Below are 25,552 nucleotides of genomic sequence, written 5' to 3' on the forward strand. Positions count from 1 at the left end.
ATTATTTGAATGGCAGCTATTTCTATTCGTATCGCATTCGTCCATTAAATGAAGGCAATCCTATTGTTTTTTGATACTTTCAAATATTAGTTTTTTTTAGGTAAAATAAAATAGGGTAGTTTGTCAAAAATAACAATAAACAACTTTATGATGAAAGCAAAAACTTATGTTTCAATTATCCTTTTATGTATCGGAATGGTAATGAATGGACAAAATAAAAATCCAAAACCGCTCGAAGGTTCCTGGATGGGTAAAATTAGTGCCAAAGACTTTTCCTTGCAAGCGCTTTTGCGTTTTGAATTCAAAAAAAACACAATCAAAGGTTTCTTGGATTTACCCGAAAAAAGAATAAAAGACATCGCTATGGACAAAGTATGGATGATAAAAGACAGTGTTTTTGTCGACGCAAAAAATGCATTTGGATGGGGACCAGACGCTCCCCTTCTTTTTAAAGGAAAAATAATTCCCGGAGATTCCATTTTAGATGGTGTATGGGGAAAGCAGTTTCCTATAAAATTGAGTAAAACAAATTATGTGTTTACTCTTAAAACGAATTCTATTCCACAAAGGACGGGTTATAAAATTACAAAATTAATTGAAAGCACTCCCTTTAAAGACCAACAAGCCACTGGTGATTGTTGGAGTTTTGCTACCACTTCTTTTATAGAAACAGAAGCCATAAGGCTTGGCAAAAAGCCTGTTGTGCTTTCTCCAATGTTTTTTGTCAGACCTACCTACATAAATAAAGGCGAAAATTACATACGAAGAAATGGAAGCAGTTTTTTTGGCGAAGGCGACTTAACTTTTAGTGTTTTAAAAGCCTATAAAGAATTTGGAGCCATTCCAGAAAGCGTCTATTCCGGAAAATTGGATACTGTTGCAAAACACGATCATTCTGATATGAATAATGCATTACTGGAGAAGGCTAAATTCTATAAAAACTCACATGGAGATCTGACACCCGAGATTTACAGAAAAGACATGGATGAAATACTGACACAAACTTTGGGCAAAGTTCCTGAAGCATTTGTTTACAACGGAAAACAATTTACACCAAAGTCGTTTGCTGATGAAATGATTGGAATCAATCCCGATGATTATGTTGAAATTACATCTTATACCCATCACCCTTTTTATTCAAAATTTGCATTAGAGATTGAGGCCAACTGGAATAACAATTACTACTTAAATTTACCAATCGATGATTTCAGTACTGTAATTGATGATGCCCTGACGCATAATTATTCCGTTTGCTGGGATGGGGATATATATGAAGGTTTTAACGATGGTTTCGCAGTTCTGGGAGAAACCAAAACTATTACGCAGCAGATTAGACAGACAGCATTTGATAATCGTACTGCGGAAGATGTACATAATATGCACATTATTGGTATTGCAGAGAATGAAAAAGGCAATAAATTCTATATCATTAAAAATTCTTCTGATTCGAAAGATTGCGGAGGATATCTTTATATGTCCAAAGAATATTTGCTCTTAAAAACGATTTCGGTGATGGTCAACAAAAATGCCATTCCAAAGACAATCATGAAGAAAGTAGGCAAAAATAGTTAAATTTTTAAATTGTCATTTGATACAATAACATCGTTTGAAAATGTATCACTGATTTTTGTACTGGACATATGTCCTAATATGACGCTTTGTTGTCGTTTAAGTGGTTTATAAGTCGACCTATCTTTGCCTCAACAAAAAACAAATCTGTATTAAAAACAAATTAAATTTAATTATCATGAACGGGAAACAAGTATTAATGATGCTCTTAGCAATCTTTATTTTGCAAATAACAAATGCTAAGGCACAAATCAAACTAACTGGATCAGACAAAATCATGGGAGTTTTTTGGTCTCCAAAGAAAGATGCAAAAATTGAAATTTATAAAAAAGAAGCTTTTTATTATGGTAAATCCATTTGGGTAGCATCGCCAAGAAAGGATAGTGAAAATCCTAATGAAGCTTTACAAAAAAGAGATATACTAGGGATTGAATTACTTACAAATTTCAAATTTAATGATGGGGAATATTCTGGCGGTCGAATTTATGACCCAGAAAGTGGCAAGACTTACGACTGTAAAATGAGTTTAATTGGAAATAAACTGAAAGTAAGAGGTTTTATTGGTATATCCCTTTTCGGACGAACGGAGATTTTTGAACGTGTCGCCACTAAATAACAAAAACGATTAATAGTAAAAAAAATGACTGCAACACTTATAGGAATTTCAGTAGGACTATTGCAAATAGTCACATTTGAACTTTTAAAAAAATTTGAAAAAGATAAAATCTATGCACTGACACTATCCGCCATTGGTTTTTTGTATGTTGGCTTTACCTGGACTGATACATCAACATTTATTATAACATCAGTTCAGGCAATTATTTTTGTTCTTATTGCCTACTACGGAATTACCAAAAGCTTATACATTTTAGCGACAGGATATTTTCTACATGGATTTTGGGATATCGCTTATGGATTTTGGCAAAATGTAGCTTTAATTCCACCACATTATGATTGGTTCTGCTCATCCCTTGATTTTACAGTTGGAATTTATCTTGTCATAATGATTAAGAATAAACGAATTAGGTTAAGTCATAGTTAATTTGAAAAAGATGATAGAAATATTTAAAACGAATGTTCAATTTCAAAAGGAGGCGCGGTTAATAGTCGACCAACTTCAATCGAAATTAGTAACGGCTAAAATAAATTTTGACTTAGAGGACTGTGACAAAATACTAAGAATAGAAGGAACTAAGAAAATTAACAACCAGTATATCATAATCTATTTAAAGCAGCTAGGGTACAATTGTGAAATTCTTGATTAAAGTCAGGATTTCTTTTATAAATTTAACACACTGTAAATGAAGCTACAAGAAAGAAAAATGAATTGATTTCCGCAAAAAACAGTCCTATCATTTTGTCAGTTTCTGACGCAAAAATGTCCTGCAGAGAAACAATTGACCAACTACTTTTACCCTATAATTTGAAACGAATATTTTATGAAAAAAATAGTATTTATAATTCCTCCGGCCGTTGAAATTTTAGATCTGGCAGGACCTCTTCAAGTATTTACCGAAGCTAAGTTTTATGATTTTGAAATTGAGCTTGAATTTTATTCCTACACCCCTGAAACCATTTGTAATTCTGGTTTAGCCTTTGGAAATGTGGCACATTATACGGAATGTACTATAAAGGAAGGAGATTACATCTTTATGCCGGGAATGAGTTTTGAATATGTAGATTCTATAGCCTTTAGAGCAGAAAGAGATTTCTTCAATTGGCTAAAAGAACAGTCTGGCAAAAAAGCATTGGTATGTTCCGTTTGTAATGGAGCATTTGCTTTAGGTTACGCTGGCTTATTAAATGATACAGAATGTACTACACACTGGAGAAGAATTGAAGAATTGCAATTGAAGTTTCCCAAAGCAAAAGTATTAACAGATGTTCTTTTTAAAAAGAGTAACAACATTTATACTAGTGCAGGAATTAGTTCGGGCATTGATTTAGCATTATCTATTCTTGAAGAATTAAAAGGGCCTTTCTTTACCCATAAAGTAGCTAGAGGGTTAGTGGTCTATTACAGACGAAACGACGATCATACTCAAAAAAGCATTTATCTGGATTATAGAAATCACATCAATCCAAAAATACATGAAGTCCAAGATTATATGATCAATAATCTATCTTCAGATAATAGTGTGGAGGAACTTGCTGAACTTGTTGCCATGAGTCCCAGAAATCTAAGCCGCGTTTTTAAAGAAAAAACGGGGACAACGATAGTCGAATATCTAACACTTCTAAGAATAGAATTTGCAAAAACATTAGTTAACAATCCAGAATATACCATTGAATATGTTGCCTCACAATGCGGTTTTAAATCGGCAAGGCAACTACAACGCATTTTAAAAAAATAAATATGCCCTATTCACTTGATGAGGCTAAAGAAATAAATAAAAAACAATAATTTAAAAATATTAAAAATGATAGACTTCCTAAACACAATGAGCATGCGAAATATGGGTTTCATATTAATTTTACTCTCTTTAACATTCTCATGGGTACTTGTAATTTACAGATATATTCTTAGAGTAGATGAAACAAAAGTAAACACTGAATATATCTTAAAAGGTCATATTGACTACTTATTAATGGCTTTTTTACTCTTAATATTGTCATTTTTGGGCGGCAAACCCAACCCAATTTTGATACTGTTTACCTGTATGGGTACGCTGGCAAATCCAACAATGTTTATAGTATTGGCATTTAAACCAAGTCTAACGAAATCACCTAAAAGCTTATTTGGCATGGTCTCAACAATAAGCTATGTTTTCACAACAGTTGGTGTAGGTGGAATATGTATCTATCATCTATAGGTGAATTGTATTGCTAAACGAATCAAATTCGAGTATCCCAATGTATAAATAGAGGCATAATATTGTAATTGCCCCGATTGTAAATTTGGTTCAGATTGTACCTATGCATCATACTTCCAGTTAAATTTTATTCGCACAAAAAAACAAAGACCTTACAGAATTCACTTTGACATAAATTTCGCTTAAATGCCTTGCAGACTTAAAATTACAGTTTGCAGAGATCTTCATGTACTTCGCATAATAAAATTGTAGCCCCAGTCCTATTCCATGACTTTTGTATAAAATAGCAACAATTTTTATACACAAGGAGCCGTCATGGAAAAGCTTATTTACGCCTATTTCTTACTTTCTGTTTTATCTGTACTGGCGCATCACCTCAACTTGACCTTTATAAATAGAAATGTAAAAAACAAAACTGCCGCCCCAATTTCTTTATTTGCAATCAAAGTTAATTTAATATAAATCCTATTCAACTTCATTATTGTCCTATCCTGCAGCTTACTTCCAAAAGTACTTTTGCGCTATACATAACTACAAATCAATTGAATTAAAATCAACACAGTAAATAACAAGATCAAGATTACTATTAAAGCAATCTTATATAAAAACTAAAAGCATGAATACAAAAATAATTTATCTACTAACTCTAACGCTACTGCTTTTTTTTAGTAGTATGTATTCGCAAGACACGAGCGGTAGTGAACTGGCGAAGCAAAAATTCACTTTAAGCGGAACCGTTTCTGATGCCAAAAGCAATGAAAGTATAATTGGTGTTACTATATATATCCCTGAATTAAAAACAGGGACAACTACTAACGAATATGGATTTTATTCTATAACAATCCCTCAGGGCAACTATGAAGTTCAAGTGAGTTACGTAAGTTTTCAAACTGTTATCGAAAATATCAATTTGGATAAAAACACTAAAAACAATTTCAAACTTTCAAGCATTGGAGAGCAATTGCAAGAAGTGGTTATTACAACCGATAAAAAAGCCACCAACATTAGAAAAGCAGAAATGAGTATTAATAAACTTTCTATTGCTACAATAAAAAAAATGCCTGTAGTATTGGGTGAAGTTGATGTCCTAAAATCTATTTTACTATTGCCGGGAGTCACCAATGCTGGCGAAGGAGCTTCAGGTTTTAATGTTAGGGGCGGTGGGGCAGATCAGAATTTGATTCTATTGGATGAAGCCACTATATTTAATTCTTCGCATGTTTTTGGATTCTTTTCGGTATTTAACCCTGATGCAATTAAGGATTTAAAACTTTACAAAGGCGGAATACCTGCAAGATATGGAGGAAGAGCTTCTTCGGTTTTGGATATTTATCAGAAAGACGGAAGCAGCACTGGTTTTCACATGAATGGTGGAATTGGATTAATTTCCAGTAGATTACTGGCAGAAGGACCAATAGTGAAAGACAAAGGCTCTTTTCTTATTGGCGGTCGTGCCTCTTATGCGCATCTATTTTTAAAACTCTCTGAAGAACAAAAAAACAATGCTGCCTATTTCTATGATTTGAATACTAAATTATCTTATAAACTAAATTCAAACAATAATTTATTTCTATCGGGGTATTTTGGTCGGGACGTCTTTAGTTTAGACAAAAGTTTTACAAACACCTATGGAAATTCAATTTTAAACTTGCGTTGGAATCACTTATTTAATGACAAATTATTTTCAAATTTATCTGTGATATTTAGTGATTATTACTTTGGCTTAGACTTGGATTTAGCTGGTTTCAAATGGGATTCCGGAATTAAAAATTACAATATAAAATATGATTTCAAGAATTATATTTCGGATAAATTCAAATTAAATTTTGGTGTAAATAGCATTTATTATGATTTCAATCCTGGAACAGTAAATCCAACAAATCCAAATTCAGGAATAAATTTTAATCAATTAGATAAAAAATATGCTTTTGAACCTGCAATATATATTGAAGCCGAGCAAGAACTTTCTACAAAAATTTCCCTTTATTATGGCTTACGATACAGCCTGTTTTATAGGCTAGGTAAATCAACTACAAATATTTATGCCAATAATGAACCTGTAACTTTTAACCAAGAGCTACAGATCTATGAAAAAGCAACTCCTATTGGCACTAAATTTTACGATAAAAACAAAATAATTCAGAACTATAATTATTTAGAACCTCGGTTTTCTATCGCTTATGGAATAGATAAAAATCAGTCTCTAAAAGCAAGTTATAATAGAATGGTTCAGTATTTACAATTGGTTTCCAATACTTCATCACCAACTCCTCTTGATATTTGGATGCCTAGTGACAATTTTATCAAACCACAAATTGCAGACCAAGTGGCTTTGGGCTATTTCAGGAACTTCAACGAGGAAATGTATTCTTTTGAAGCGGAAGCTTTTTACAAAAAAATCCAAAACAGAATGGATTACATAGATGGTGCTGATTTGATTGCAAACGAAGCCATTGAACAAGTAATCCTTAATGGGCAAATGCGTTCTTATGGTCTAGAACTGATGTTCCGCAAAAACGAAGGCAGATTTACAGGTTGGATTTCCTATACCTTATCAAAATCAGAGCAGCAAACCCCTGGAAGAAACAGTTCAGAAATCGGAATCAATAATGGTAAATGGTATAGTTCAGCTTACGATAAATTGCACAACCTCGCGGTTACAAGCAGTTATAATTTAAATAAAAAATGGAGTTTTGGAGCCAATTTTATTCTTCAATCGGGACAGCCCGTAACCTATCCAAACGGCCAATACACCTATCAGGACATTTTAGTGCCCAGCTATGGCTTAAGAAACGAAAACAGATTACCAATTTATAACCATTTGGACCTTTCGGCAACACTAACACCTCATAAAAATAACAACCGAAAGTGGAATTCAGAATGGGTCTTCAGTATTTATAATGTGTACAACCGTAAAAACGCCGCTTCAATAAGCTTTCAGCAAAATGCCGACACTGGAAACAATGAAGCACTAAGAACCTCAATTTTTGGGATCGTTCCAGCCGTTAGCTATAACTTCAAATTTTAAAAATAAGCAAAAATGAAAAATACTATCTATTTCATAATCGGAACACTAATTACCATCTTTTTCAGCAGCTGTCAGGATGTGGTTGACATTCCTCTAAATACGGACAAGCCAAGATTAGTAATTGATGCCAACATTAATTGGATAAAAGGGACACTCGGAAATAACCAAACCATAAAACTGTCAACAACAACCGATTTTTATACAAACGTGATACCTGTGGTTTCCGGCGCAACAGTTTTTATAAAAAACAGTTCAAATGTCGTTTTTAATTTTATTGAAACACCCAATACTGGAATTTATCTTTGTTCCAATTTTGTTCCAGTTATTGATGAAACCTACACTTTGACAGTTCTCAATAACGGACAGACTTATACCGCCACGGAAACCTTAAAATCAGTTGCGGCAATAACTTTGGTGACACAAGAAGCTCAAACAGGATTGGGCAACGACATTCTAAAAATAAAAACTTTTTTTGATGATCCTGCCCAAGCAGATAATTATTATCTGTATAAATACAAATTCTCAAAAAACCTAAAACCGGAATACTCAGTAGATGATGATCTCTTTTTTCAGGGAAATACATTCTATAGTTTGGTACTCGAAGAGGATACTAAACCTGGTGAAAAGGTTGAAATTACTCATTATGGCATTTCAAAGGCCTATTTCAATTACATGACTATACTATTGAGCGTGTCAGGAAGTTCAGGAGGCGGGCCATTTCAAACCCCACCAGCTACAGTGAAAGGAAATATAAAAAACGAAACAAATTTTGACGACTATCCATTGGGTTATTTCAGGTTAAGCGAAGCCGATGTAACGAATTATACCATTCAATAGTTGTGGAGCAAACGGCTATTAGGTTTTATTTACTCAACGATGTTTAAACTGTTTTACATTCCTAGCAGAAAAAAAGCATCAAAATATTTAGAATATATTTATTAAAATATAGAATAAATCACTTATTTAAAAAAACTTAAATTTATGAAAGAAAGAAGATATGACTTAGATTGGCTTAGAGTTATTGCGATTTTGCTGCTCCATTTATTTCATTGCGCTATGCCTTTTGTTGCCGAGGAAGATTGGCATATAAAAAACAAAGAATTAAGTAATCTATTACTGGAATTCAATTTTTTTATTTCTAGATGGAGGATGCCTTTATTATTTTTAATTTCCGGTATAAGCACAACTTTTATTATTAAAAGTGCATCCACGAGGCAATATGCGATGCAACGGTCTAAAAGATTGCTAATACCATTAGTAATAGGTGTGTTACTAATAGTTCCACCGCAAATCTATTTTGAAAGACTCTTCCAAGGGGTAAAGTACGATTCCTATTTAACTTTTTATCCTAGTATTTTTTCAACTGGCTTTTACCCTAAAGGAAATTTCTTTTGGCATCATCTATGGTTTATAGCTTATCTTTTTGTTTATTCAATAATAGCATTACCCTTCCTTCTGTTCATTAAATCCGAAAAAGGGAAAAAACTTGTATCAAAATTTGCGTATATAACACAAATGATAGGGATGTACTGGTGTATAATTCCACTTTATTTAGCCTTTTTACTTTATTTTTGGTATCCTAATGATACACATGCTTTGATTGGTGATTGGGGTATGTTTACAAGATATTTCACATACTTTATTTTAGGTTCTTTTATTGGTATTAACCAAATATTTTGGAATGATATCGTGAAGAAAAGAAGACAGTATTTAAAAATTGCTTTTCTGTGTACTATCCTTATAAATTATTTTCGTTGGAATGATTTAGAACCTGAATGGGGTTTCAATTTACCAAACTTTATATATATAGCTTTAGGAATTCTGAATGTCTGGACATGGTTGCTAGCTATTTTCGGATATGGGAAAAAACATTTAAATTTTAACAACAAAATTTTAGAATATGCAAACGAAGGTATTTATCCGTTTTATATTTTACACCAAACTTTTATAATCATAATTGGGTATTATGTAATTCAGGTGAATGAAAGTATTATTAATAAATATCTCTTTTTAACATTTGTATCCTTTTTACTTTCAATTGGTGTATATGATCTTTTTATAAGACCATATAATCCTATTCGAATTTTATTTGGAATGAAAAATAAATAAAAAATTACCATAAAATAACTAATGAAAACAATTACCACCAAACAACGAATTTTAAATGCACCAATAACCAGAATCCTATTTGGGCTTTTAGTCTGTTTTATAGCTTTTATTCTTGCACAGCGATTGACTGGGAAATTACTTGATTTAACCTCATTAAATAAAAATTCCAGAAACCTAATAAAAGGCATAATTGCTGCGTCAACCGTAATTTTTACTTATATCTATTTTTATAAAAAATACGAAAAACGGGAAATAACAGAATTTTCAAATAAAGGAATAGCCAAATATATCATCATTGGAACTCTGATAGGGATATCATTACAATGCTTGACAATATTGGTTATTATTTTTAATGGTGGTTTTGAAATAGTTTCTATTAATCCTATTTCAAATATAATAATTCCCTTCACAGTAGCTTTTACAGTAGCCATTTTTGAAGAAATTTTAATTAGAGGTATTATTTTTCGAATAATAGAAGAAAAATTAGGCAGTTACATCTCCCTACTAATTACAGCAATAATTTTTGGAGCATTACATTTAGCCAACCCAAATAGTACGGTACTATCCGGATTGTGTGTCGGTATCGAAGCTGGATTCTTAATGGGTGCTGCTTATATTTATGCCAGGAATCTATGGTTCCCTATTGCCATACATTTTGCTTGGAATTTTATGCAATCTGGAGTTTTTGGAGCTATTACCTCCGGTAATGAAAAAACATCTAGTTTATTAACTACTAAAATCACAGGAAGCGAATTAATTACAGGGGGAGAATTTGGTCCGGAAGGAACAATACAGGCAATTATTTTTTGTTTACTAGCAGCAATCATTTTAATGCAATTAAGTAAAAAGAAAATTATCGACTCTTAATACTTTCCTTCACTTCAGAAATCTCACGCTTCAATTCTAAGAACATTTTTTCTACACTTACAGGTTCCTCAATTTTTGCCTTCATATCGCTTCGACCAATATTACATTCGTATTCCCATATCTCCAATATATCAGAAGCTTTAACTTCATAATTAGGATAAAACCGATTATCGGATTCCAAAACAAGTGCATTCTTTTTATTTTTATTGAGGCGTTTGTAAACCATACCCTCATTTTTAGTAATGAATATATAGGTCTTGCCATCAAGCACCTCGCCCAGTGATTCTACGTAACGGCCAATAATGATGGATCCATTCTCATGGGGAGGCATTGAATCTCCCTCCACGGGAAACCCCCTGTGTTTACCTGGGCCTAAAAAAGGCAAAGAAATTTGCTGGAGGCTTTCAATATATTCCGGATCGGCATAACCGTTTAAATAACCGGCTTTTACTTTTTGGGTCACAACTTCAATGAAATTTTCTCCCTCCCTATCCACCATAATGGGAAGCACCAATCGATTATTTTCCAATTTTAGTAAATCTTCCGTGTCAATTTTACGCACATCTACCGACAACAATAAATCGATACTGATATGATAATAATGCGCTATTTTCTTCAAAATGTCATAGGGAGCCTCCGATGTGCCATCTTCATACTTCACATACCTTCCCCTTGTAATGCAAAGGTTCTCGGCAAGTTTTTCCTGCGATATCTTATGCTTTACCCGAAGGGTTCTAATGTTGTCTGAAAATAAGGACATAACAATTTTGTTACAATTTATAACAGCAAATATATTAAAAAATGTTACAACCTGTACTAATTTTGTTGTCTACAAAAACAAAGGAAAATGATACGGGCAATTGTACACATGGATTTGGATACCTTTTTTGTATCCTGTGAAAGATTGGGGAACTCTCAATTAGAAGGAATTCCACTAATTATTGGTGGTGGTGATCGTGGTGTAGTAGCTTCCTGTTCCTATGAGGCACGTCATTTTGGAGTGCGTTCGGCTATGCCCATCAACATGGCGATGCGGCTTTGCCCACAGGCCAAGATTGTCAAAGGGGATATGGAATTGTATTCCAAATTATCTCATGATGTAACCCAAGTGATTCAGGAAAAAGCTCCCATAATGGAAAAAGCCAGCATTGATGAGTTCTATCTTGACATCACGGGTATGGATCGATTTCATGGCAGTTATAAATGGACTAACGAACTTGCACAATCCGTGATTAAAGAAACAGGATTACCCATTAGTTTTGCATTGTCCATCAATAAAACGGTTTCCAAAATAGCCACTGGTGAAGGGAAACCAAGAGGAAATTTGGAAATTCCCGAGAATAATGTACAAGCCTTTTTAAATCCGCTGTCCATCCAAAAGATACCCATGGTGGGCAATGTGACTTTTCAGCTTTTATCCCGAATTGGCATTCGCACCATACAAACACTCTCCGAAATGCCCGCTGAAGTACTCCAACGCATGATTGGCAAAAACGGTCTAGAGATATGGAAAAAAGCCAATGGCATTGACAATACCCCTGTTGAACCTTATACTGAGCGAAAATCCATTTCCACCGAGCATACTTTTTCCCAGGATACCATTGATATTGCAAAACTCAAATCGGTGCTGATGGGTATGGTCGAAAAACTGGCTTTTCAACTCCGTTCCGAGCAGTGGCTAACCTCGACAATAGTGGTTAAAATACGCTATGCCAATTTTGATACCGAAACCAAACAATGCAAAATTGCCTATACCTCAGCAGATCATATCCTAACCAGGAATGTAACCGATCTCTTTGATAAACTTTACCAACGTCGAATGCGGTTGAGATTAATAGGCATCCGTTTTAGCGGACTCGTCAGGGGAACCTACCAAATCAATCTCTTTGAAGACACCCAGGAGATGTTATCCCTTTATGCCGCCATGGACAAAATGAAGAGTCGTTATGGTTTTGATGCCGTAATGCGTTGTGCCGGCGCTTCCTTCAAACCCAATACCAAAGATGAAATTTTAAAACGCCACCCTAAACCTCTAAACCTCTAAACCTCTAAACCTCTAAACCTCTAAACCTCTAAACCTCTAAACCTCTAAACAACAAACAACCCCATGTACCTCAACTGCCACTCCTTCCACTCTCTCCGCTATGGCACCATTCCCCTTGAAGACCTCATTGGGCAGGCAGTCACCTGCGGGGTAAAAACAATGGCACTTACCGATATCAATACCGTAACGGGAATTTATGATTTTATAAAAGGATGTGCTACTGTGGGCATCAAACCAATTGTCGGTATAGAGTTTCGTTGCGGGCATCAATTGCGGTATGTTGGTCTGGCCAAGAACGCCAATGGACTCGCCGAGATGAACCGTTTTTTAACTGCCCACAATTTCAGTGGGGAGTCCTTGCCTATTATTGCTCCTAAGTTCAATGACGTATATATAGTGTATTCCTTGGAACAGGCTCCATCCACCCTTCGGGAGAACGAATATATTGGAATTCGTCCGGAAGAACTATCCAAACTATTTCTGCCGGAATGGAAAAGTAAAATTTCGAAAATGGTAATTCTCCAGCCCGTAACCTTCAGAACCAAAAGAGAGTTCAACCTCCATAAGATCCTGCGTGCCATAGATACCAACAATATTCTGTCTAAACTTACCGTATCGGATTACTGTAAAACCTCTGAAGTAATGCTGCCCTTGGAATCCCTTTTATTGTCCTATGTGGAGTATCCAAAAATTATTTCCAATACACAAAAAGTAATGGATTTATGCGAATTTAAATTTGAATTTAATACCCCGAGAAATAAAAAGTTCTACACCACCAATCAGGAAAGTGATCTTTCCTTGTTGACCGCTCTGGCCTATCAGGGATTTTTGTGGCGCTACGGCAAAGACAATACTTTGGCGAAGGCTCGTGTGGAAAAAGAACTCAAAGTGATCGACCAGCTACAATTCAGCGGTTATTTTTTGATCACTTGGGACATTGTTCGTTATAGCAACAGTCAAGGTTTTATGCACATTGGTCGTGGTAGCGGGGCCAACAGTATCATTGCCTACTGTTTGGGGATTACGGATATTTGTCCGCTGGAACTTGACTTGTATTTTGAACGCTTTTTGAATCTGAATCGCAAGAGCCCACCCGATTTCGACATCGATTGGAGTTGGAAAGAACGGGATGTAATTTTAGAATACATTTTTAACCGTTACGGAGCCGACCATGTTGCCTTTTGTGGTACCAATGTGGAATTCAAATACCGCTCCATTTTTCGGGAAGTGGGTAAAGTCTTTGGACTACCCAAAGAAGAACTCGACAGACTCGCTAAAAATCCCATGAAGTTGCATGACACCAACAGCATAGTAAAATTGGTACAGGAATATGGTATGCTACTAGAGAAGTATCCAAACCAGCGCAGTATGCATTCCTGCGGAATTATAATCTCTGAAGACCCCATCACCAATTACACACCATTGGAAATGCCTCCCAAGGGATTCCCAATTGTGCTTTTTGATATGCATATTGCCGAAGACATCGGTTTCGAAAAATTTGACATCCTAAGCCAACGCGGTATTGGACATATTGATGACAGCGTGAAACTCATTGAGAAAAACAGGGGAATCCGAGTGGATATTCGAAACACTTCACTCTCTAAAGATGAAGCTTTAGCTAATAGCTATTTGGCGCAAGGCAAAACCATAGGTTGTTTTTATATCGAAAGCCCAGCCATGCGGGGATTGTTGCGCCGTCTGAAATGTGATAATTATAAAACACTGGTCGCTGCTTCATCGATTATTCGTCCGGGTGTGGCACAGTCCGGTATGATGAAAGAGTATATCTTTCGTCACAATCATCCAGACAGGTTCGAATACTTTCACGAAGTGTTTAAAGAACAGCTTGGGGAAACCTATGGCATTATGGTCTATCAGGAAGATGTCATTAAAATTGCCCTCTACTACGGCGGACTTCCCGCAGCCGATGGCGACATTCTGCGTCGCGCCATGAGTGGTAAAGGACGCTCCAAAAAAGCATTGCAAAAAGTAAAGGACAATTTCTTCGCCTCCTGTGCCCAAAAAGGGCATCCCTTAAAGCTGAGCGAAGAAATATACAGACAAATTGAATCCTTTGCGGGGTATTCATTTTGCAAAGCGCATTCTGCTTCCTATGCCGTGGAGAGCTATCAAAGCTTGTATCTTAAGGTTCATTATCCTATTGAGTTTATGGTAGCTGTCATCAACAATCAGGGCGGATTTTACAGAACCGAAGTCTATGTGCACGAAGCGCGTATGGCTGGCGCCACCATCCATAATCCTTGTGTAAACAAAAGTGAATACGAAACCACACTTTATGGAACTGATGTCTATTTGGGATTTATGCACCTGCAAAGTTTGGAATCCAAAATGGCATACTTCATAGTATCAGATCGCAATAAAAATGGTAATTTCCAATCGCTGGAAGATTTCATCAATCGCATCCCAATGGGTATTGAAGGAATTAAAATCTTAATTTTTATTGGCGCTTTTCGCTTTACCGGCAAAACCAAAAATCAGTTGCTCGTCATTGCCAGTTTGCTATTAAACAATTACAAACCCGAAAACAAAAACTTACTCTTGATACAGGAACCCGTTAAGGAATACAAACTCCCAACTTTAGAACGATCGTTGTTTGAAGACGCTTTTGACGAAATTGAACTGCTGAGTTTCCCCGTATCCTGCACCCCTTTTGATCTTTTGCAGACAAAGAACCGCGGAGATATTATGGCCAAAGACCTACTCAACTGCCATAAAAAACAAGTGCGGATGCTGGCCTATCTCATCTCCCGAAAACAGGTACCAACCAAAAGAGGAACCATGTATTTTGGAACTTGGATTGACCATGAAGGTTCTTATTTTGATACAGCCCACTTTCCCGACAGTCTTACTCAGTATCCTTTTCTGGGAGGTGGATGCTATCTGCTCTTGGGCACTGTAGAGGTAGATTATCATTTCCCTACTATTACCATAACCAAAATGGCCAAGATGCCTTTTATCCCCGATCCCAGATATATGGATTCCAAAGACCAGTTCAAAACACAAAATCAAATCAAGGAAGATGTCAGTAGTACCCATCGCACGCCTTATCCGCAGGAACATGAAATCAATCTTCCGAGACATAAAATGAACTGAGCGAAAAAAGAGATAAGCAGTTCTTTTTAGGATTGGAAACAGGGGCGCTTTGGACAACCTTTTATGCAGGAACAACAATACAATTCACGTTATATATTAAATAAAAAAACAGTTGTATAGTAAGTTTAGCATTAAAAATTATAGTTATATAACTAATTAGGATTTATTTAATAATCTGTATAGTGTGATTTTCAGGACGTGATACCTTGCGACACATGAAAAAAGGTTTACTACAAACAGTTTGCAATGAATGGCAGAACACGAGCGAAGCGAACTGATGAAGTAAGTAGCTCCTCATCCCGACTTAACTCAAAATGACAGCATTAGTTATAATAATGGTTTGAATTTGGAAAAATAAATATACTTTCAAGGCGCTAATACATTATAAATAATTATTTTTGCCACTTCTTAAAATTAATAGTAGTACATATTATATATTATGGTAAAAGATTTATTCGAAAGAATTCAAAACAATAAAGGACCATTAGGAAAATGGGCATCGCAAGCAGAAGGTTATTTTGTATTCCCAAAATTAGAAGGAGACTTAGGACCGAGAATGAAATTTCAAGGAAAAGAGGTTTTGAACTGGAGTTTGAATGACTATTTAGGTCTTGCAAACCATCCTGAAGTTCGTAAAGCAGATGCAGATGCAGCGATAGAATATGGTGCTGCTGCCCCAATGGGAGCTCGTATGATGAGTGGTCACACTAAATATCACGAACAATTAGAGAATGAATTGGCTGCTTTCGTAATGAAAGAATCAGCTTACTTATTAAATTTTGGTTACCAAGGAATGGTGTCTATCATTGATGCTTTGGTGACTAGAAATGACGTGATCGTGTATGATGTAGATGCGCACGCTTGTATCATTGACGGTGTTCGTTTGCATAGCGGAAAACGTTTTACGTACAAGCACAACGACATCGAAAGTATGGAGAAAAACTTGGATCGTGCTACAAAACTAGCCGAAACAACTGGAGGTGGTATCTTATTTATTACCGAAGGTGTTTTTGGAATGCGCGGACAACAAGGAAAGTTAAAAGAGATTGTAGCGATGAAAGAAAAATACAATTTCCGTTTGCTTGTAGATGATGCACATGGTTTTGGTACACTTGGTGAAACAGGTGCCGGAGCTGGTGAAGAGCAAAATTGCCAAGACGGAATTGATGTATATTTCTCCACATTTGCAAAATCAATGGCAAATATTGGTGCTTTTGTTGCTGCCGATAAAGACATTATCGATTACCTAAAATACAACTTACGTTCTCAAATGTTTGCCAAAGCCTTACCAATGATTCAAACCATTGGTTCGTTGAAACGTTTGCAATTGTTGCGTGACAACCCAGGATTGAAAAACAAATTATGGGAAAACGTAAATACGTTGCAAAATGGTTTGAGAAGCAAAGGATTTAATATTGGTGACACCAATACTTGTGTTACACCAGTTTATTTGGAAGGAAGTGTACCAGAAGCAATGGTAATGGTAAATGACTTAAGAGAAAACTACGGCATTTTCCTTTCGATAGTAATTTATCCAGTTATACCAAAAGGAATGATTTTATTACGTGTTATTCCTACCGCCTCTCACACATTGGAAGATATTGCTGAAACACTAACTGCTTTCGAAGCGATCCGTGAGAAATTAGTAAACGGAACGTACAAAGAAATTGCAAGCAGAACTACAGTAGATTTGGACGCTTAATTTTCAGCAGTTCATTTGAATATAGAAAATCCATCAGCCTCGAGTTGATGGATTTTTTTTTGGAGCAAATCACTGATATATCTCATCATGTTCGGTCCCGCTGTCCTTCCAATCTTTTATCTCGTTTGAGAACGAGACAAAAGGATTTTCCCTCCCATCGGGGCTATACCACAACTTTATATTTTTATAAGAACCAACACAAAGAAGACAAAATTCTGTATTTTTATGATTTCAAAATAAAACCAAAAAATGAAAAAAATATTTCTTTCGTTACTATTATTACTTTCTGTAACATTAGTTTCAGCCCAAAAAACGGAATACACCACCATTAACAATATTCCTTATTACAATGAGGCTACCGCCAATGCCGATGCGTATATCAAGGAGCGCTGTGTTCTCGATGTCTATTACCCAAAAAACACCAAAGGATTTACAACCGTAATTTGGTTTCACGGTGGTGGCTTAACCTCAGGTAGCAAAGAACTTCCTGAAGGACTCAAAGACAAAGGATTTTGCGTGGTTTCGGTAAACTATCGATTGTCCCCCAAAGTAAAAGCACAAAAATGTATTGAAGATGCAGCAGCAGCCGTAGCTTGGACATTCAAGAATATTGCCACTTACGGCGGAGATGATTCGTTAATTATAGTTTCAGGACATTCAGCTGGAGCATATTTGTCATTAATGTTGGGATTGGACAAAAAATGGTTGAAAGCAGACGGAGTTGATGCCAACTCCATTGCGGGATTGATTCCGTTGAGCGCTCAAACCATCACCCATTTTGAAATCCGAAAAGAAAGAGGCATTCCAGACACACAGCCCATAGTCGATGAGTTTGCCCCTTTGTACCACGTTCGCGCCGATGCTCCGCCTTTATTGCTAATTACAGGTGACAGGGAAAAGGAAATGTTGGGACGCTATGAAGAAAACGCCTATATGATGCGAATGATGAAAATTGCCGGCCACAAACAAACGACTTTATATGAATTACAAGGTTTTGGACACAACATGACCGAGCCTGCTTTTCCTTTGGTTGTCAAAGAAATTCAAAGAATTACAGCTTTAAAAAAGAAATAAAAATGACCCCGCACTTATTAATCATTCCAGGACTTGGTGATTCTGGCGAAAAGCATTGGCAAAGCTTTTGGCTACAAAAATTTTCTAATTCAACCAAAGTCATACAAGACAATTGGAACGAACCTCAACTGAACGAATGGCTGGACCGACTTGACAAAACTATCCAAAAAACAGAAGAACCAACTATTTTGGTGGCTCATAGTCTAGCAGTTTCGCTAGTGATGCATTGGATCTCCCAAAACAGCAATCCAAATATTGTGGGTGCCATGCTTGTCGCTCCCGCTGATGTGGATTCTCCTGAACATACTCCTGATTTCCTAAGACACTTTTCCCCCATTCCAACCCAACCGGTTCCGTTTCCGACGCTAGTTGTAGGAACTGAAAATGACACCTATATGTCACTCGAAAGAGCAGCAGAATTAGCCAATTATTGGGGAAGTGACTTTATAAACATTGGTCAAAAAGGACAGATCAACTCCGATTCCAATCTCGAATATTGGGAAGAAGGACAAAACTATTTACAACAACTAATATCAAAAATTAAGCTCTAAAATGACAAATCCTATAGTTTCCGCAGCTTGGTTACAAGAACATTTAAACGATTCAAATCTAATCATCCTTGAGGCGAGATTAGACCAAAATCAATCTAATCTAGAGAACCAAAATCCCGATTTACAAATAAAAGGCGCCCGTTTATTTGATATCAAAAACAATTTTAGCGATACCAGCAATCCATTACCAAACACCTTCCCTTCGAAAGAAAAGTTCACTATCGAATGTCAAAAATTAGGTATCAACACAAATAGCACGATTGTGGTTTATGATACTTTGGGGATCTATTCCAGTCCTAGAGCTTGGTGGATGTTCAAAGCAATGGGGCATTCAAATGTTTTTGTCTTAGACGGTGGACTTCCAGAATGGATTAAAGAAGGATATCCAACAGAAAAACAACAGCAGACAGTTTATAAAAAAGGGAATTTTGAGGCAAAATTTAATTCCGAATTAATCAAAAACAAAGAGCAGATTCTGGAGAATATCTCAAGTAAAAAAGCCGTGCTTATGGATGCCAGATCTGCAGATCGATTCCACGCCACTCTCGAAGAACCAAGAGCCGGATTGAGAAGCGGACACATTCCCGGTTCCATTAATGTTCCCTACACGGAACTGCAGCAAAACGGAAAATTCAAATCAAAAGAAGAATTAAAGCAAATCCTAAAACTCAACGACCAGCCTTTGTATTTCACTTGCGGTTCCGGAATTACCGCCTGCATTGTTTTATTGGCAACCGAATTGATTTCAGACAATCCAAAAGCCGTTTATGATGGCTCCTGGACCGAATGGGGTTCCACTGATTTGCCTATTGAGAAGTAAAAAACAATCAATAATTTTTATAAAAAGGGTGTTTTTTTATAAAGCCACCCTTTTTTTAATCCGCTTTCCATATCCGCTTTTCATTTTTGAATCGTAAAAGCAGAAAACAATCGCCTCTGCTTACGTGTCTGCAACCACTATATCATCTTTTTCTTTTCTTTAAAACAAAAAAAAACAATTAATACGTTAAAAAACAGATACCTATGCATTAAAAACCAATTGAAATTGAGTAAAAATGATTAACTTTATACATAAGTTTATGTCGTTTTAATTCTCTCTAATTAAAAAAAGACAATCATGGAAAATATGAAATGGGAGATAGATTCCACACATTCAGAAGTACTTTTCAAAATTAAGCATCTTGAGATTGCTACTATTACAGGTAGATTTAATGAAATATCCGGAACTGCCGAAGCAGAAGAAGATTTTGAAAATGCAGTATTTTCTTTTACCGCAAATGTTGATTCCATAGATACCAATGATCAAAAAAGAGATGCTCACTTAAAAAGTGCTGATTTCTTCGATGCCGAAAAGTTTCCAAAAATCACTTTCCATTCCACTAAATTTAAAAGAATTGGCAATGCTACTTTTGAAATAATAGGTAAACTGACTATCAAAGAAATTACAAAGCCAACCATTTTAGAAATAAAATATGGTGGCACCAATATTGATCCTTGGGGAAATACTAAAGTGGGGCTAAAGCTAAGAGGAAAAATAAATCGCAAAGATTATGGCTTGGTATGGAATACCGCAATAGAAACTGGCGGTTTTTTGGTTAGTGAAGAAGTTAAGATAATTGCCAATATTGAATTACTAAAGAAATAATACACAATGCAAAATCCTACCAACAGTTCATAATGTTAACCTATTCGCAATCCATTTTCTATTTTGAAATCGAGTGCCAATAAAATCACATCACCTTCCTCGCCTACTGCTCCAAGCACCAAACATTCACTCATAAACTTTCCGATTTGCTTCTTAGGAAAATTGACTACAGCTACGATTTGTCTTCCAATCAAAACTTCTTTGGTATATCTTTTGGTGATTTGCGCTGAGGTTTTTCGGATTCCGATTACACTTCCAAAATCAATAGTAAGTTGAAAAGCTGGCTTTCTAGCTTCGGGAAAATCATTAACTTCGAGTATAGTACCCACTCGCATTTCTACCCTTTCAAACTCTGACCAGGTTAAATTCATAGATTCCATTTTTAAGTTGCTAAGCCACTAAGATACTGAGGTTCTAAGTTAACAACAAAAAAAATCCCAAAACTTTCGTTTTGGGACTCCTGTTTATTTCAATAATCACTGAATACTATTTAACATCCATCAATTCTACGTCGAAAATCAAGGTAGCATTTGGTGGGATAACACCACCTGCTCCTGCTGGTCCATAACCTAAATCTGACGGGATCACGAAACGAGCTTTATCACCAACTTGTAACAAAGCAATACCTTCGTCCCAACCTTCAATTACTTGACCTTGACCCAATCTGAATTCTATTGGTTTTTTTCTTGGGTAAGATGAATCAAAAACTTTACCATTTTCTAATGAACCTTCATAGTGAACAGCAACTGTTTTTCCGCTTTCTGCTTTTTTCCCAGAACCTCTTTGGATGAATTGGTAACGCAAACCGCTTTCTGTTTTTTCAAAACCGGCAGCCAATGTTTCCATTTTCGCTTCTGATTCTGCTTTCAAAGCTGCTTGTTTTTTCAAACGAGCTCCTTTTAAACCTACAAAAGCTTCAATAGCATTCCATTTTTGGGCTTCTTCGCCAACTCTGATGATTTCTACAGATTCTAAAGCATCTCCTTGAGCAATAGCATCTACAACATCTTGTCCTTCTACTACATTTCCAAAAACAGTATGTTTGTTATCTAACCAAGGTGTAGCAACGTGTGTGATAAAAAACTGAGAACCATTAGAACCTGGTCCTGAATTTGCCATAGATAAAACACCTGGCGCATCGTGACGTAAGTCTGGATGGAATTCATCATCAAACTTGTAACCCGGATCTCCTGTTCCTGTTCCTAGAGGACAACCTCCTTGGATCATAAAATCAGGAATTACTCTATGAAATTTTAAACCATCATAGAATTTTTGTCCTTGTGGTTTTATTTTATTTTCCATGTTCCCTTCGGCAAGAGCCACAAAGTTCCCAACAGTTCCTGGTGTTAAATCGTGTGTTAATTTTACCAAAATCGCCCCTTTAGCGGTGTTAAATTTAGCGTATATTCCGTTTTCCATTGTGTTTGTTTTTTATTGAGGTGCAAATTTACGAATAAATTTATAGAATCAGAAAAATTGCGGATTTGATTACAAGCAAATGTGTTTTGCTCTGCCATTACTAAATTTATTGATTAAACTAAGTCTGATTTTAAAAGCGAATACAAATTCAAGTCAATAAATGTATCATAAAGTAATTCGCCTTGTCGAATCACTCCTTCTTTTGTGAAATTTAATTTCTCCGGAATAGTCTTGCTTTTGAAATTTTCGGTTCCGCATTTGATTTCGATTCTGTTTAATTGTAAATCTGAAAAGCAAAAATCGATGATGGCTTTACAAGACTTTATAACAATTCCTTTTCCCTGTAATCCTTCGATAATCCAATAACCAATTTCTCCAATTTTGTTTTGATTATCTATCTTATAAACACCAATTCTACCAATAATATTTTCATTTTCAATAATGACAAAAGCATATTCGTTTCTGTCATTGTTACGTTGCATGGTTTCCTTTACAAAATTTTGAGCAAATTCTACAGTCTGCATTCGGTCTACAAATGGCAACCAAGGTCTTAAATGAGCTCTGTTAGCATCAACCATTTCAAAAATGGATTGAGCATGATTTTCGGCAATCAATTCCAGTTTAAGAGTGCTATCAATAATGATTGTCATGAGTTATTACATTTTATATTTTATCTTATGTTCTTTTAAAATTTTTCGGCTTTTAGCTTTTATACTTTCGGGCAGTTCTTTCCAATTAGTGTCATACTCTATATTGTAAACATCATCCTCATTTCCAGCTGGGTAAAAAGAGGTAGCTTTGGATTTAACATAATTCTTATTATTTGGTTTTTCAGAAAATGCATATATAATTTGTTTAAATGGTTTAGCATCCAATCCATCACTTTCCCCCATATATGACAAATAGAATTCCGGTTTTCCATCATGGTTTTCATCACTTATGAAACAATTTGAATAATCGAATTCTGGCCAATATACAACATTCCCAAAATCCTGAAATTTTAATTTCTCTAATATTCCTCCGTGATCGTGAACTAATACAAAAGCATATAAATTATGTTCACTATAAACTACTGTATTTAGTGGCTTTGCTCTACTGCCCTTGTAATCATTAGTTCCTTCTTCATGCTCCCAATGTTTCGTTTTAAAATTAAAAATTTCACTTACCGCTCCATCTTTGTATTCCACTATGCGGCTTAGTTTATTAATTTTCTTTTTAAAGACAAATTCAAAATAACCAAATCGACTTTCACAATGGATTATCATTGTCGTTTTTCCGTACAATTCACCTTCGTAATTATAATCCAATTCACCATCGTCTTTCTCAAACTTCAATGAATCTTTAGGATAATAATAAACCACTTTTAATGCATTGGTTTGTGCCAAAATCACATTTGCCAATAGCGTTACTATCAGCGACAAAATCATATTTCTTTTTATAATCATTTTATTATGTTGTTACAAACTCAATTATTCGTCAATTAAATTCATTAAGCTTTTTTTGGGCTTCTTATAATTTTGCCATTTTAAAAATTATCAATGGCTTATTTTACTTAGCACCTAAACCCTTAGTGAGCCACGAAACCCTCTAACGGCATAGTAAGAAGATGCCCCGTTATGATAGATGAATACCGTGTTATAGCGGAAATCAGCAAAAATGGCGCCACCGAGTTTTCTAATATTGGAAGGTGTAATTACCCAGCTCGATGTTTTCGTGTCAAACTTCCCTAATTGTTGTAATTCTCGGTATTCTTCCTCCGTTAAGATTTCGATTCCCATCTCAGCGGCCATATCAATAGCACTATTTTCTGGTTTAAATTCTTTTCTCGAATCCAGTGCTTCACGGTCATAACAAAGACTTCTACGTCCTTTTGGGCTTTCTGCTACACAATCATAAAAAATGTATTCGCCCGTTTTTTCATCATGGCCTACAACATCCGGTTCACCGCCAGTTCTCTCCATTTCGTTGAGAGACCATAGTTTCTCGGGATTAGCTTCCAGTTTAGCCTGCACATTGCCCCAATCAAGACCGATGTGGCGACTTCTATTTTTCTCAAAACGGGTTTTTAATATTCCGAGTAATGCTGAATGTTGTTCTGGTGACAACTCTTTTTTATTTTCCATTGCCGTTATGTGTTATTTTGATTTACTAAAATATTCCAAATGTAAAACCAACTTCCCATTAAGCCAATTACCCAAATCCGTTGTAGTAAGAGTTAGAGGTTTGACTTTTGTTCTTAATATGTTTTGCTTTCTGGTTGTCAATGTTATTGTGCCAAAGTAAAAATATTTAAGTTAGGATTTTCTTTGTCCGTTTCTAATGATTTCACAAAATTGAATTTTAACAGAAGATTGGTTGAATCCTGATTCTCATAATGTGTAAAAGCGAGTATTTTTTCAACTTTTAAAGTCTGAAACACGTAGTCAATTACTACTTGAGCCGCTTCTTTCATTATTCCTTGTCCTTGAAATTTGGTCATAAGTTCATATCCGATTTCACAACTATTTTTTTCGTTTGAAAAGTCAAAAAGACAAATTGTTCCAACAAATGTTTTTGTCCTTGTCAAGCTAATTACCCAATAAATTGAGTTATTATTTTTAACGTTATAATTAATTTTTTTAATAAAATTTATTGCATCATCAATTGTCTTGCATGGTTCTCTGTCAAGATATTTGTTTATTTCTGCGTCTGAACGCAAAGCAAAAATATTTTGCGTGTCATCAATTGATAATTGTCTAAGAGTTAACCTTTCAGTTGTCAAAATTGGAAAAGGCGTGAAATTTATGTCGACCATTCTCTCGTATTTATTTTATCTAAGTTAGTGGTGGCATGCCCTGACCACAAACTATTGTTTTTTTGTAATGACTTCTCCATTCCTACTCCGTAAATATATTAAAATTTCCCTTACACTATTTCTAAAACAAGAATTGTGTTTAGAGCCACTTGTTATGAAATGAAAATGCTATTTAGAATACTTAATTCCACTAAAGCCTAGCCCAGATAGAAGCAGTATCCCACGCTTTTTTTGCGTGGATACAAGCGGATAGCTGGAAATTGCTCCTAATAATTACTCTCTTTATTCTTTTTGGTAATACTGTTTTGATAGTATAATTGGTTGCAAAGGATTATATTTGTTTATCACTTTAAACCAATAAAGTATGGGTTCAATATATGACAAAGCCGATAATGAGGATATAATTGCCAGGATCAATTCTCTTACGCCTGACAGTAAAGCACTGTGGGGCAAGATGACAGTGGACCAAATGTGCAAGCATTGCAACGCTGCGATTCAGGTTGCGTTTGGCACAAAAGAGATGAAGAAGTATTTCCTGCTGCGTATTTTAGGCCGTTTAATAAAAAACAAAGCTTTTAATAATGACTTTGGAAAAAACAGTCCTACGGCTAAAGAGCTAAAATTTGAAGGTTCCTATGATTTTGAATCCAGCAGAAAAGAATTTGCAGAAAATTTTAGCCAATTTACAAAAGGCACTCAAGTGATCAAGCTTATGGATCATCCTTTTTGGGGCAAAATGACTTACGAAGATTGGGATAAATTGATGTGGAGGCATACGGATCATCATTTGAGGCAGTTTGGAGTTTAACAAAATAATATTCGT

The 25,552-nt window shown here is 35.4% G+C and carries 24 protein-coding genes; 16 read left to right on the top strand and 8 right to left on the bottom strand.

Translation table 11 applies throughout. The features are described 5' to 3' along the window. Positions 1-147: 147 nt before the first annotated feature. From DOS84_RS06295 to DOS84_RS06315, 4 genes are all read left to right on the top strand, one after another. A complete protein-coding gene (locus DOS84_RS06295; RefSeq protein ID WP_111409268.1) occupies positions 148-1,572 on the top strand; it encodes a C1 family peptidase in 1,425 nt (474 codons plus the stop codon). 175 nt (positions 1,573-1,747) lie between these two features. Then, complete coding sequence (locus DOS84_RS06300; RefSeq protein ID WP_207802025.1) at positions 1,748-2,185, top strand: DUF2147 domain-containing protein; 438 nt, start codon at positions 1,748-1,750, stop codon at positions 2,183-2,185. Positions 2,186-2,209: 24 nt separating this feature from the next. Further along, positions 2,210-2,611, top strand: a complete 402-nt coding sequence (locus DOS84_RS06305; RefSeq protein WP_111409269.1) for a DUF6010 family protein — start codon at positions 2,210-2,212, stop codon at positions 2,609-2,611. A 397-nt stretch (positions 2,612-3,008) separates the two neighbouring features. Beyond that, positions 3,009-3,923, top strand: a complete 915-nt coding sequence (locus DOS84_RS06315; RefSeq protein WP_111409271.1) for a GlxA family transcriptional regulator — start codon at positions 3,009-3,011, stop codon at positions 3,921-3,923. Between the two features lie 224 nt (positions 3,924-4,147). Here DOS84_RS06315 and DOS84_RS19070 read toward each other — a convergent pair whose 3' ends face one another. Next, on the bottom strand, positions 4,148-4,315 hold the full coding sequence (locus DOS84_RS19070; protein ID WP_165830400.1) for a hypothetical protein: 168 nt from the start codon (positions 4,313-4,315) through the stop codon (positions 4,148-4,150). Between the two features lie 683 nt (positions 4,316-4,998). Here DOS84_RS19070 and DOS84_RS06320 point away from each other — a divergent pair. The 4 genes from DOS84_RS06320 to DOS84_RS06335 all read left to right on the top strand — a co-directional run bounded on the left by DOS84_RS06320 (position 4,999) and on the right by DOS84_RS06335 (position 10,386). Next, positions 4,999-7,410, top strand: a complete 2,412-nt coding sequence (locus DOS84_RS06320) for a TonB-dependent receptor (RefSeq protein WP_111409272.1) — start codon at positions 4,999-5,001, stop codon at positions 7,408-7,410. A 12-nt stretch (positions 7,411-7,422) separates the two neighbouring features. Next, on the top strand, positions 7,423-8,247 hold the full coding sequence (locus DOS84_RS06325; protein WP_111409273.1) for a DUF4249 family protein: 825 nt from the start codon (positions 7,423-7,425) through the stop codon (positions 8,245-8,247). A 144-nt stretch (positions 8,248-8,391) separates the two neighbouring features. Further along, positions 8,392-9,519, top strand: coding sequence for an acyltransferase family protein (locus tag DOS84_RS06330; RefSeq protein WP_111409274.1), 1,128 nt, complete (start codon positions 8,392-8,394; stop codon positions 9,517-9,519). A 21-nt stretch (positions 9,520-9,540) separates the two neighbouring features. Further along, complete coding sequence (locus tag DOS84_RS06335) at positions 9,541-10,386, top strand: CPBP family intramembrane glutamic endopeptidase (RefSeq protein WP_111409275.1); 846 nt, start codon at positions 9,541-9,543, stop codon at positions 10,384-10,386. Here DOS84_RS06335 and DOS84_RS06340 read toward each other — a convergent pair. Continuing rightward, positions 10,373-11,146, bottom strand: coding sequence for an XRE family transcriptional regulator (locus tag DOS84_RS06340; RefSeq protein WP_111409276.1), 774 nt, complete (start codon positions 11,144-11,146; stop codon positions 10,373-10,375). The genes DOS84_RS06335 and DOS84_RS06340 overlap by 14 nt on opposite strands. An 87-nt stretch (positions 11,147-11,233) precedes the next feature. Between DOS84_RS06340 and dinB the strand changes: the two genes are divergently transcribed. From dinB to DOS84_RS06375, 7 genes are all read left to right on the top strand, one after another. Further along, positions 11,234-12,430, top strand: coding sequence for a DNA polymerase IV (gene dinB / locus DOS84_RS06345; protein ID WP_111409277.1), 1,197 nt, complete (start codon positions 11,234-11,236; stop codon positions 12,428-12,430). A gap of 63 nt (positions 12,431-12,493) precedes the next feature. Then, positions 12,494-15,544: a DNA polymerase III subunit alpha gene (locus DOS84_RS06350; protein WP_111409278.1), complete on the top strand. Its 3,051-nt coding sequence runs from the start codon at positions 12,494-12,496 to the stop codon at positions 15,542-15,544. Positions 15,545-15,983: 439 nt separating this feature from the next. Continuing rightward, the gene (gene capB / locus DOS84_RS06355) at positions 15,984-17,246 is read left to right on the top strand and encodes a cysteate-C-fatty acyltransferase (RefSeq protein WP_111409279.1); all 1,263 of its coding nucleotides are present in this window, start codon (positions 15,984-15,986) and stop codon (positions 17,244-17,246) included. Between the two features lie 249 nt (positions 17,247-17,495). Further along, complete coding sequence (locus tag DOS84_RS06360; RefSeq protein ID WP_111409280.1) at positions 17,496-18,320, top strand: alpha/beta hydrolase; 825 nt, start codon at positions 17,496-17,498, stop codon at positions 18,318-18,320. Between the two features lie 2 nt (positions 18,321-18,322). Next, on the top strand, positions 18,323-18,871 hold the full coding sequence (locus DOS84_RS06365) for an RBBP9/YdeN family alpha/beta hydrolase (protein WP_111409281.1): 549 nt from the start codon (positions 18,323-18,325) through the stop codon (positions 18,869-18,871). A gap of 1 nt (position 18,872) precedes the next feature. Further along, complete coding sequence (sseA, locus tag DOS84_RS06370; protein ID WP_111409282.1) at positions 18,873-19,691, top strand: 3-mercaptopyruvate sulfurtransferase; 819 nt, start codon at positions 18,873-18,875, stop codon at positions 19,689-19,691. Positions 19,692-19,988: 297 nt separating this feature from the next. After that, positions 19,989-20,516, top strand: coding sequence for a YceI family protein (locus DOS84_RS06375; protein WP_111409283.1), 528 nt, complete (start codon positions 19,989-19,991; stop codon positions 20,514-20,516). A 35-nt stretch (positions 20,517-20,551) separates the two neighbouring features. Here DOS84_RS06375 and DOS84_RS06380 read toward each other — a convergent pair whose 3' ends face one another. The 6 genes from DOS84_RS06380 to DOS84_RS06405 all read right to left on the bottom strand — a co-directional run bounded on the left by DOS84_RS06380 (position 20,552) and on the right by DOS84_RS06405 (position 24,729). Beyond that, positions 20,552-20,887, bottom strand: a complete 336-nt coding sequence (locus DOS84_RS06380) for a tRNA-binding protein (RefSeq protein ID WP_111409284.1) — start codon at positions 20,885-20,887, stop codon at positions 20,552-20,554. 115 nt (positions 20,888-21,002) lie between these two features. Beyond that, on the bottom strand, positions 21,003-21,935 hold the full coding sequence (locus DOS84_RS06385) for a peptidylprolyl isomerase (RefSeq protein WP_111409285.1): 933 nt from the start codon (positions 21,933-21,935) through the stop codon (positions 21,003-21,005). Between the two features lie 113 nt (positions 21,936-22,048). Next, complete coding sequence (locus DOS84_RS06390; RefSeq protein ID WP_111409286.1) at positions 22,049-22,585, bottom strand: GNAT family N-acetyltransferase; 537 nt, start codon at positions 22,583-22,585, stop codon at positions 22,049-22,051. Between the two features lie 6 nt (positions 22,586-22,591). After that, on the bottom strand, positions 22,592-23,380 hold the full coding sequence (locus DOS84_RS06395; protein WP_111409287.1) for a hypothetical protein: 789 nt from the start codon (positions 23,378-23,380) through the stop codon (positions 22,592-22,594). Positions 23,381-23,494: 114 nt separating this feature from the next. After that, on the bottom strand, positions 23,495-24,058 hold the full coding sequence (locus DOS84_RS06400) for a DUF4256 domain-containing protein (RefSeq protein ID WP_111409288.1): 564 nt from the start codon (positions 24,056-24,058) through the stop codon (positions 23,495-23,497). A 143-nt stretch (positions 24,059-24,201) separates the two neighbouring features. Next, entirely contained in the window at positions 24,202-24,729 is a 528-nt protein-coding gene (locus DOS84_RS06405) for a GNAT family N-acetyltransferase (RefSeq protein WP_111409289.1), read from the bottom strand. Positions 24,730-25,093: 364 nt separating this feature from the next. Between DOS84_RS06405 and DOS84_RS06410 the strand changes: the two genes are divergently transcribed. Then, the gene (locus tag DOS84_RS06410; protein ID WP_111409290.1) at positions 25,094-25,537 is read left to right on the top strand and encodes a DUF1569 domain-containing protein; all 444 of its coding nucleotides are present in this window, start codon (positions 25,094-25,096) and stop codon (positions 25,535-25,537) included. The last annotated feature ends 15 nt before the right edge of the window (positions 25,538-25,552 follow it).

It is taken from the genome of Flavobacterium aquariorum, assembly GCF_003254745.1.
Classification (GTDB): domain Bacteria; phylum Bacteroidota; class Bacteroidia; order Flavobacteriales; family Flavobacteriaceae; genus Flavobacterium; species Flavobacterium aquariorum.

Coding starts and splice junctions, on each gene's coding strand:
- sseA (WP_111409282.1), top strand. CDS start 18,873: ATGACAAATCCTATAGTTTCCGCAGCTTGGTTACAAGAACATTTAAAC.
- DOS84_RS06340 (WP_111409276.1), bottom strand. CDS start 11,146: ATGTCCTTATTTTCAGACAACATTAGAACCCTTCGGGTAAAGCATAAG.
- DOS84_RS06380 (WP_111409284.1), bottom strand. CDS start 20,887: ATGAATTTAACCTGGTCAGAGTTTGAAAGGGTAGAAATGCGAGTGGGT.
- DOS84_RS06395 (WP_111409287.1), bottom strand. CDS start 23,380: ATGATTATAAAAAGAAATATGATTTTGTCGCTGATAGTAACGCTATTG.
- DOS84_RS06400 (WP_111409288.1), bottom strand. CDS start 24,058: ATGGAAAATAAAAAAGAGTTGTCACCAGAACAACATTCAGCATTACTC.
- DOS84_RS06320 (WP_111409272.1), top strand. CDS start 4,999: ATGAATACAAAAATAATTTATCTACTAACTCTAACGCTACTGCTTTTT.
- DOS84_RS06360 (WP_111409280.1), top strand. CDS start 17,496: ATGAAAAAAATATTTCTTTCGTTACTATTATTACTTTCTGTAACATTA.
- DOS84_RS06335 (WP_111409275.1), top strand. CDS start 9,541: ATGAAAACAATTACCACCAAACAACGAATTTTAAATGCACCAATAACC.
- capB (WP_111409279.1), top strand. CDS start 15,984: ATGGTAAAAGATTTATTCGAAAGAATTCAAAACAATAAAGGACCATTA.
- DOS84_RS06390 (WP_111409286.1), bottom strand. CDS start 22,585: ATGACAATCATTATTGATAGCACTCTTAAACTGGAATTGATTGCCGAA.
- DOS84_RS06385 (WP_111409285.1), bottom strand. CDS start 21,935: ATGGAAAACGGAATATACGCTAAATTTAACACCGCTAAAGGGGCGATT.
- DOS84_RS06330 (WP_111409274.1), top strand. CDS start 8,392: ATGAAAGAAAGAAGATATGACTTAGATTGGCTTAGAGTTATTGCGATT.
- dinB (WP_111409277.1), top strand. CDS start 11,234: ATGATACGGGCAATTGTACACATGGATTTGGATACCTTTTTTGTATCC.
- DOS84_RS06410 (WP_111409290.1), top strand. CDS start 25,094: ATGGGTTCAATATATGACAAAGCCGATAATGAGGATATAATTGCCAGG.
- DOS84_RS06350 (WP_111409278.1), top strand. CDS start 12,494: ATGTACCTCAACTGCCACTCCTTCCACTCTCTCCGCTATGGCACCATT.
- DOS84_RS19070 (WP_165830400.1), bottom strand. CDS start 4,315: ATGCCAAATAAGCTTTTAGGTGATTTCGTTAGACTTGGTTTAAATGCC.
- DOS84_RS06300 (WP_207802025.1), top strand. CDS start 1,748: ATGAACGGGAAACAAGTATTAATGATGCTCTTAGCAATCTTTATTTTG.
- DOS84_RS06295 (WP_111409268.1), top strand. CDS start 148: ATGATGAAAGCAAAAACTTATGTTTCAATTATCCTTTTATGTATCGGA.
- DOS84_RS06405 (WP_111409289.1), bottom strand. CDS start 24,729: ATGGTCGACATAAATTTCACGCCTTTTCCAATTTTGACAACTGAAAGG.
- DOS84_RS06305 (WP_111409269.1), top strand. CDS start 2,210: ATGACTGCAACACTTATAGGAATTTCAGTAGGACTATTGCAAATAGTC.
- DOS84_RS06375 (WP_111409283.1), top strand. CDS start 19,989: ATGGAAAATATGAAATGGGAGATAGATTCCACACATTCAGAAGTACTT.
- DOS84_RS06315 (WP_111409271.1), top strand. CDS start 3,009: ATGAAAAAAATAGTATTTATAATTCCTCCGGCCGTTGAAATTTTAGAT.
- DOS84_RS06365 (WP_111409281.1), top strand. CDS start 18,323: ATGACCCCGCACTTATTAATCATTCCAGGACTTGGTGATTCTGGCGAA.
- DOS84_RS06325 (WP_111409273.1), top strand. CDS start 7,423: ATGAAAAATACTATCTATTTCATAATCGGAACACTAATTACCATCTTT.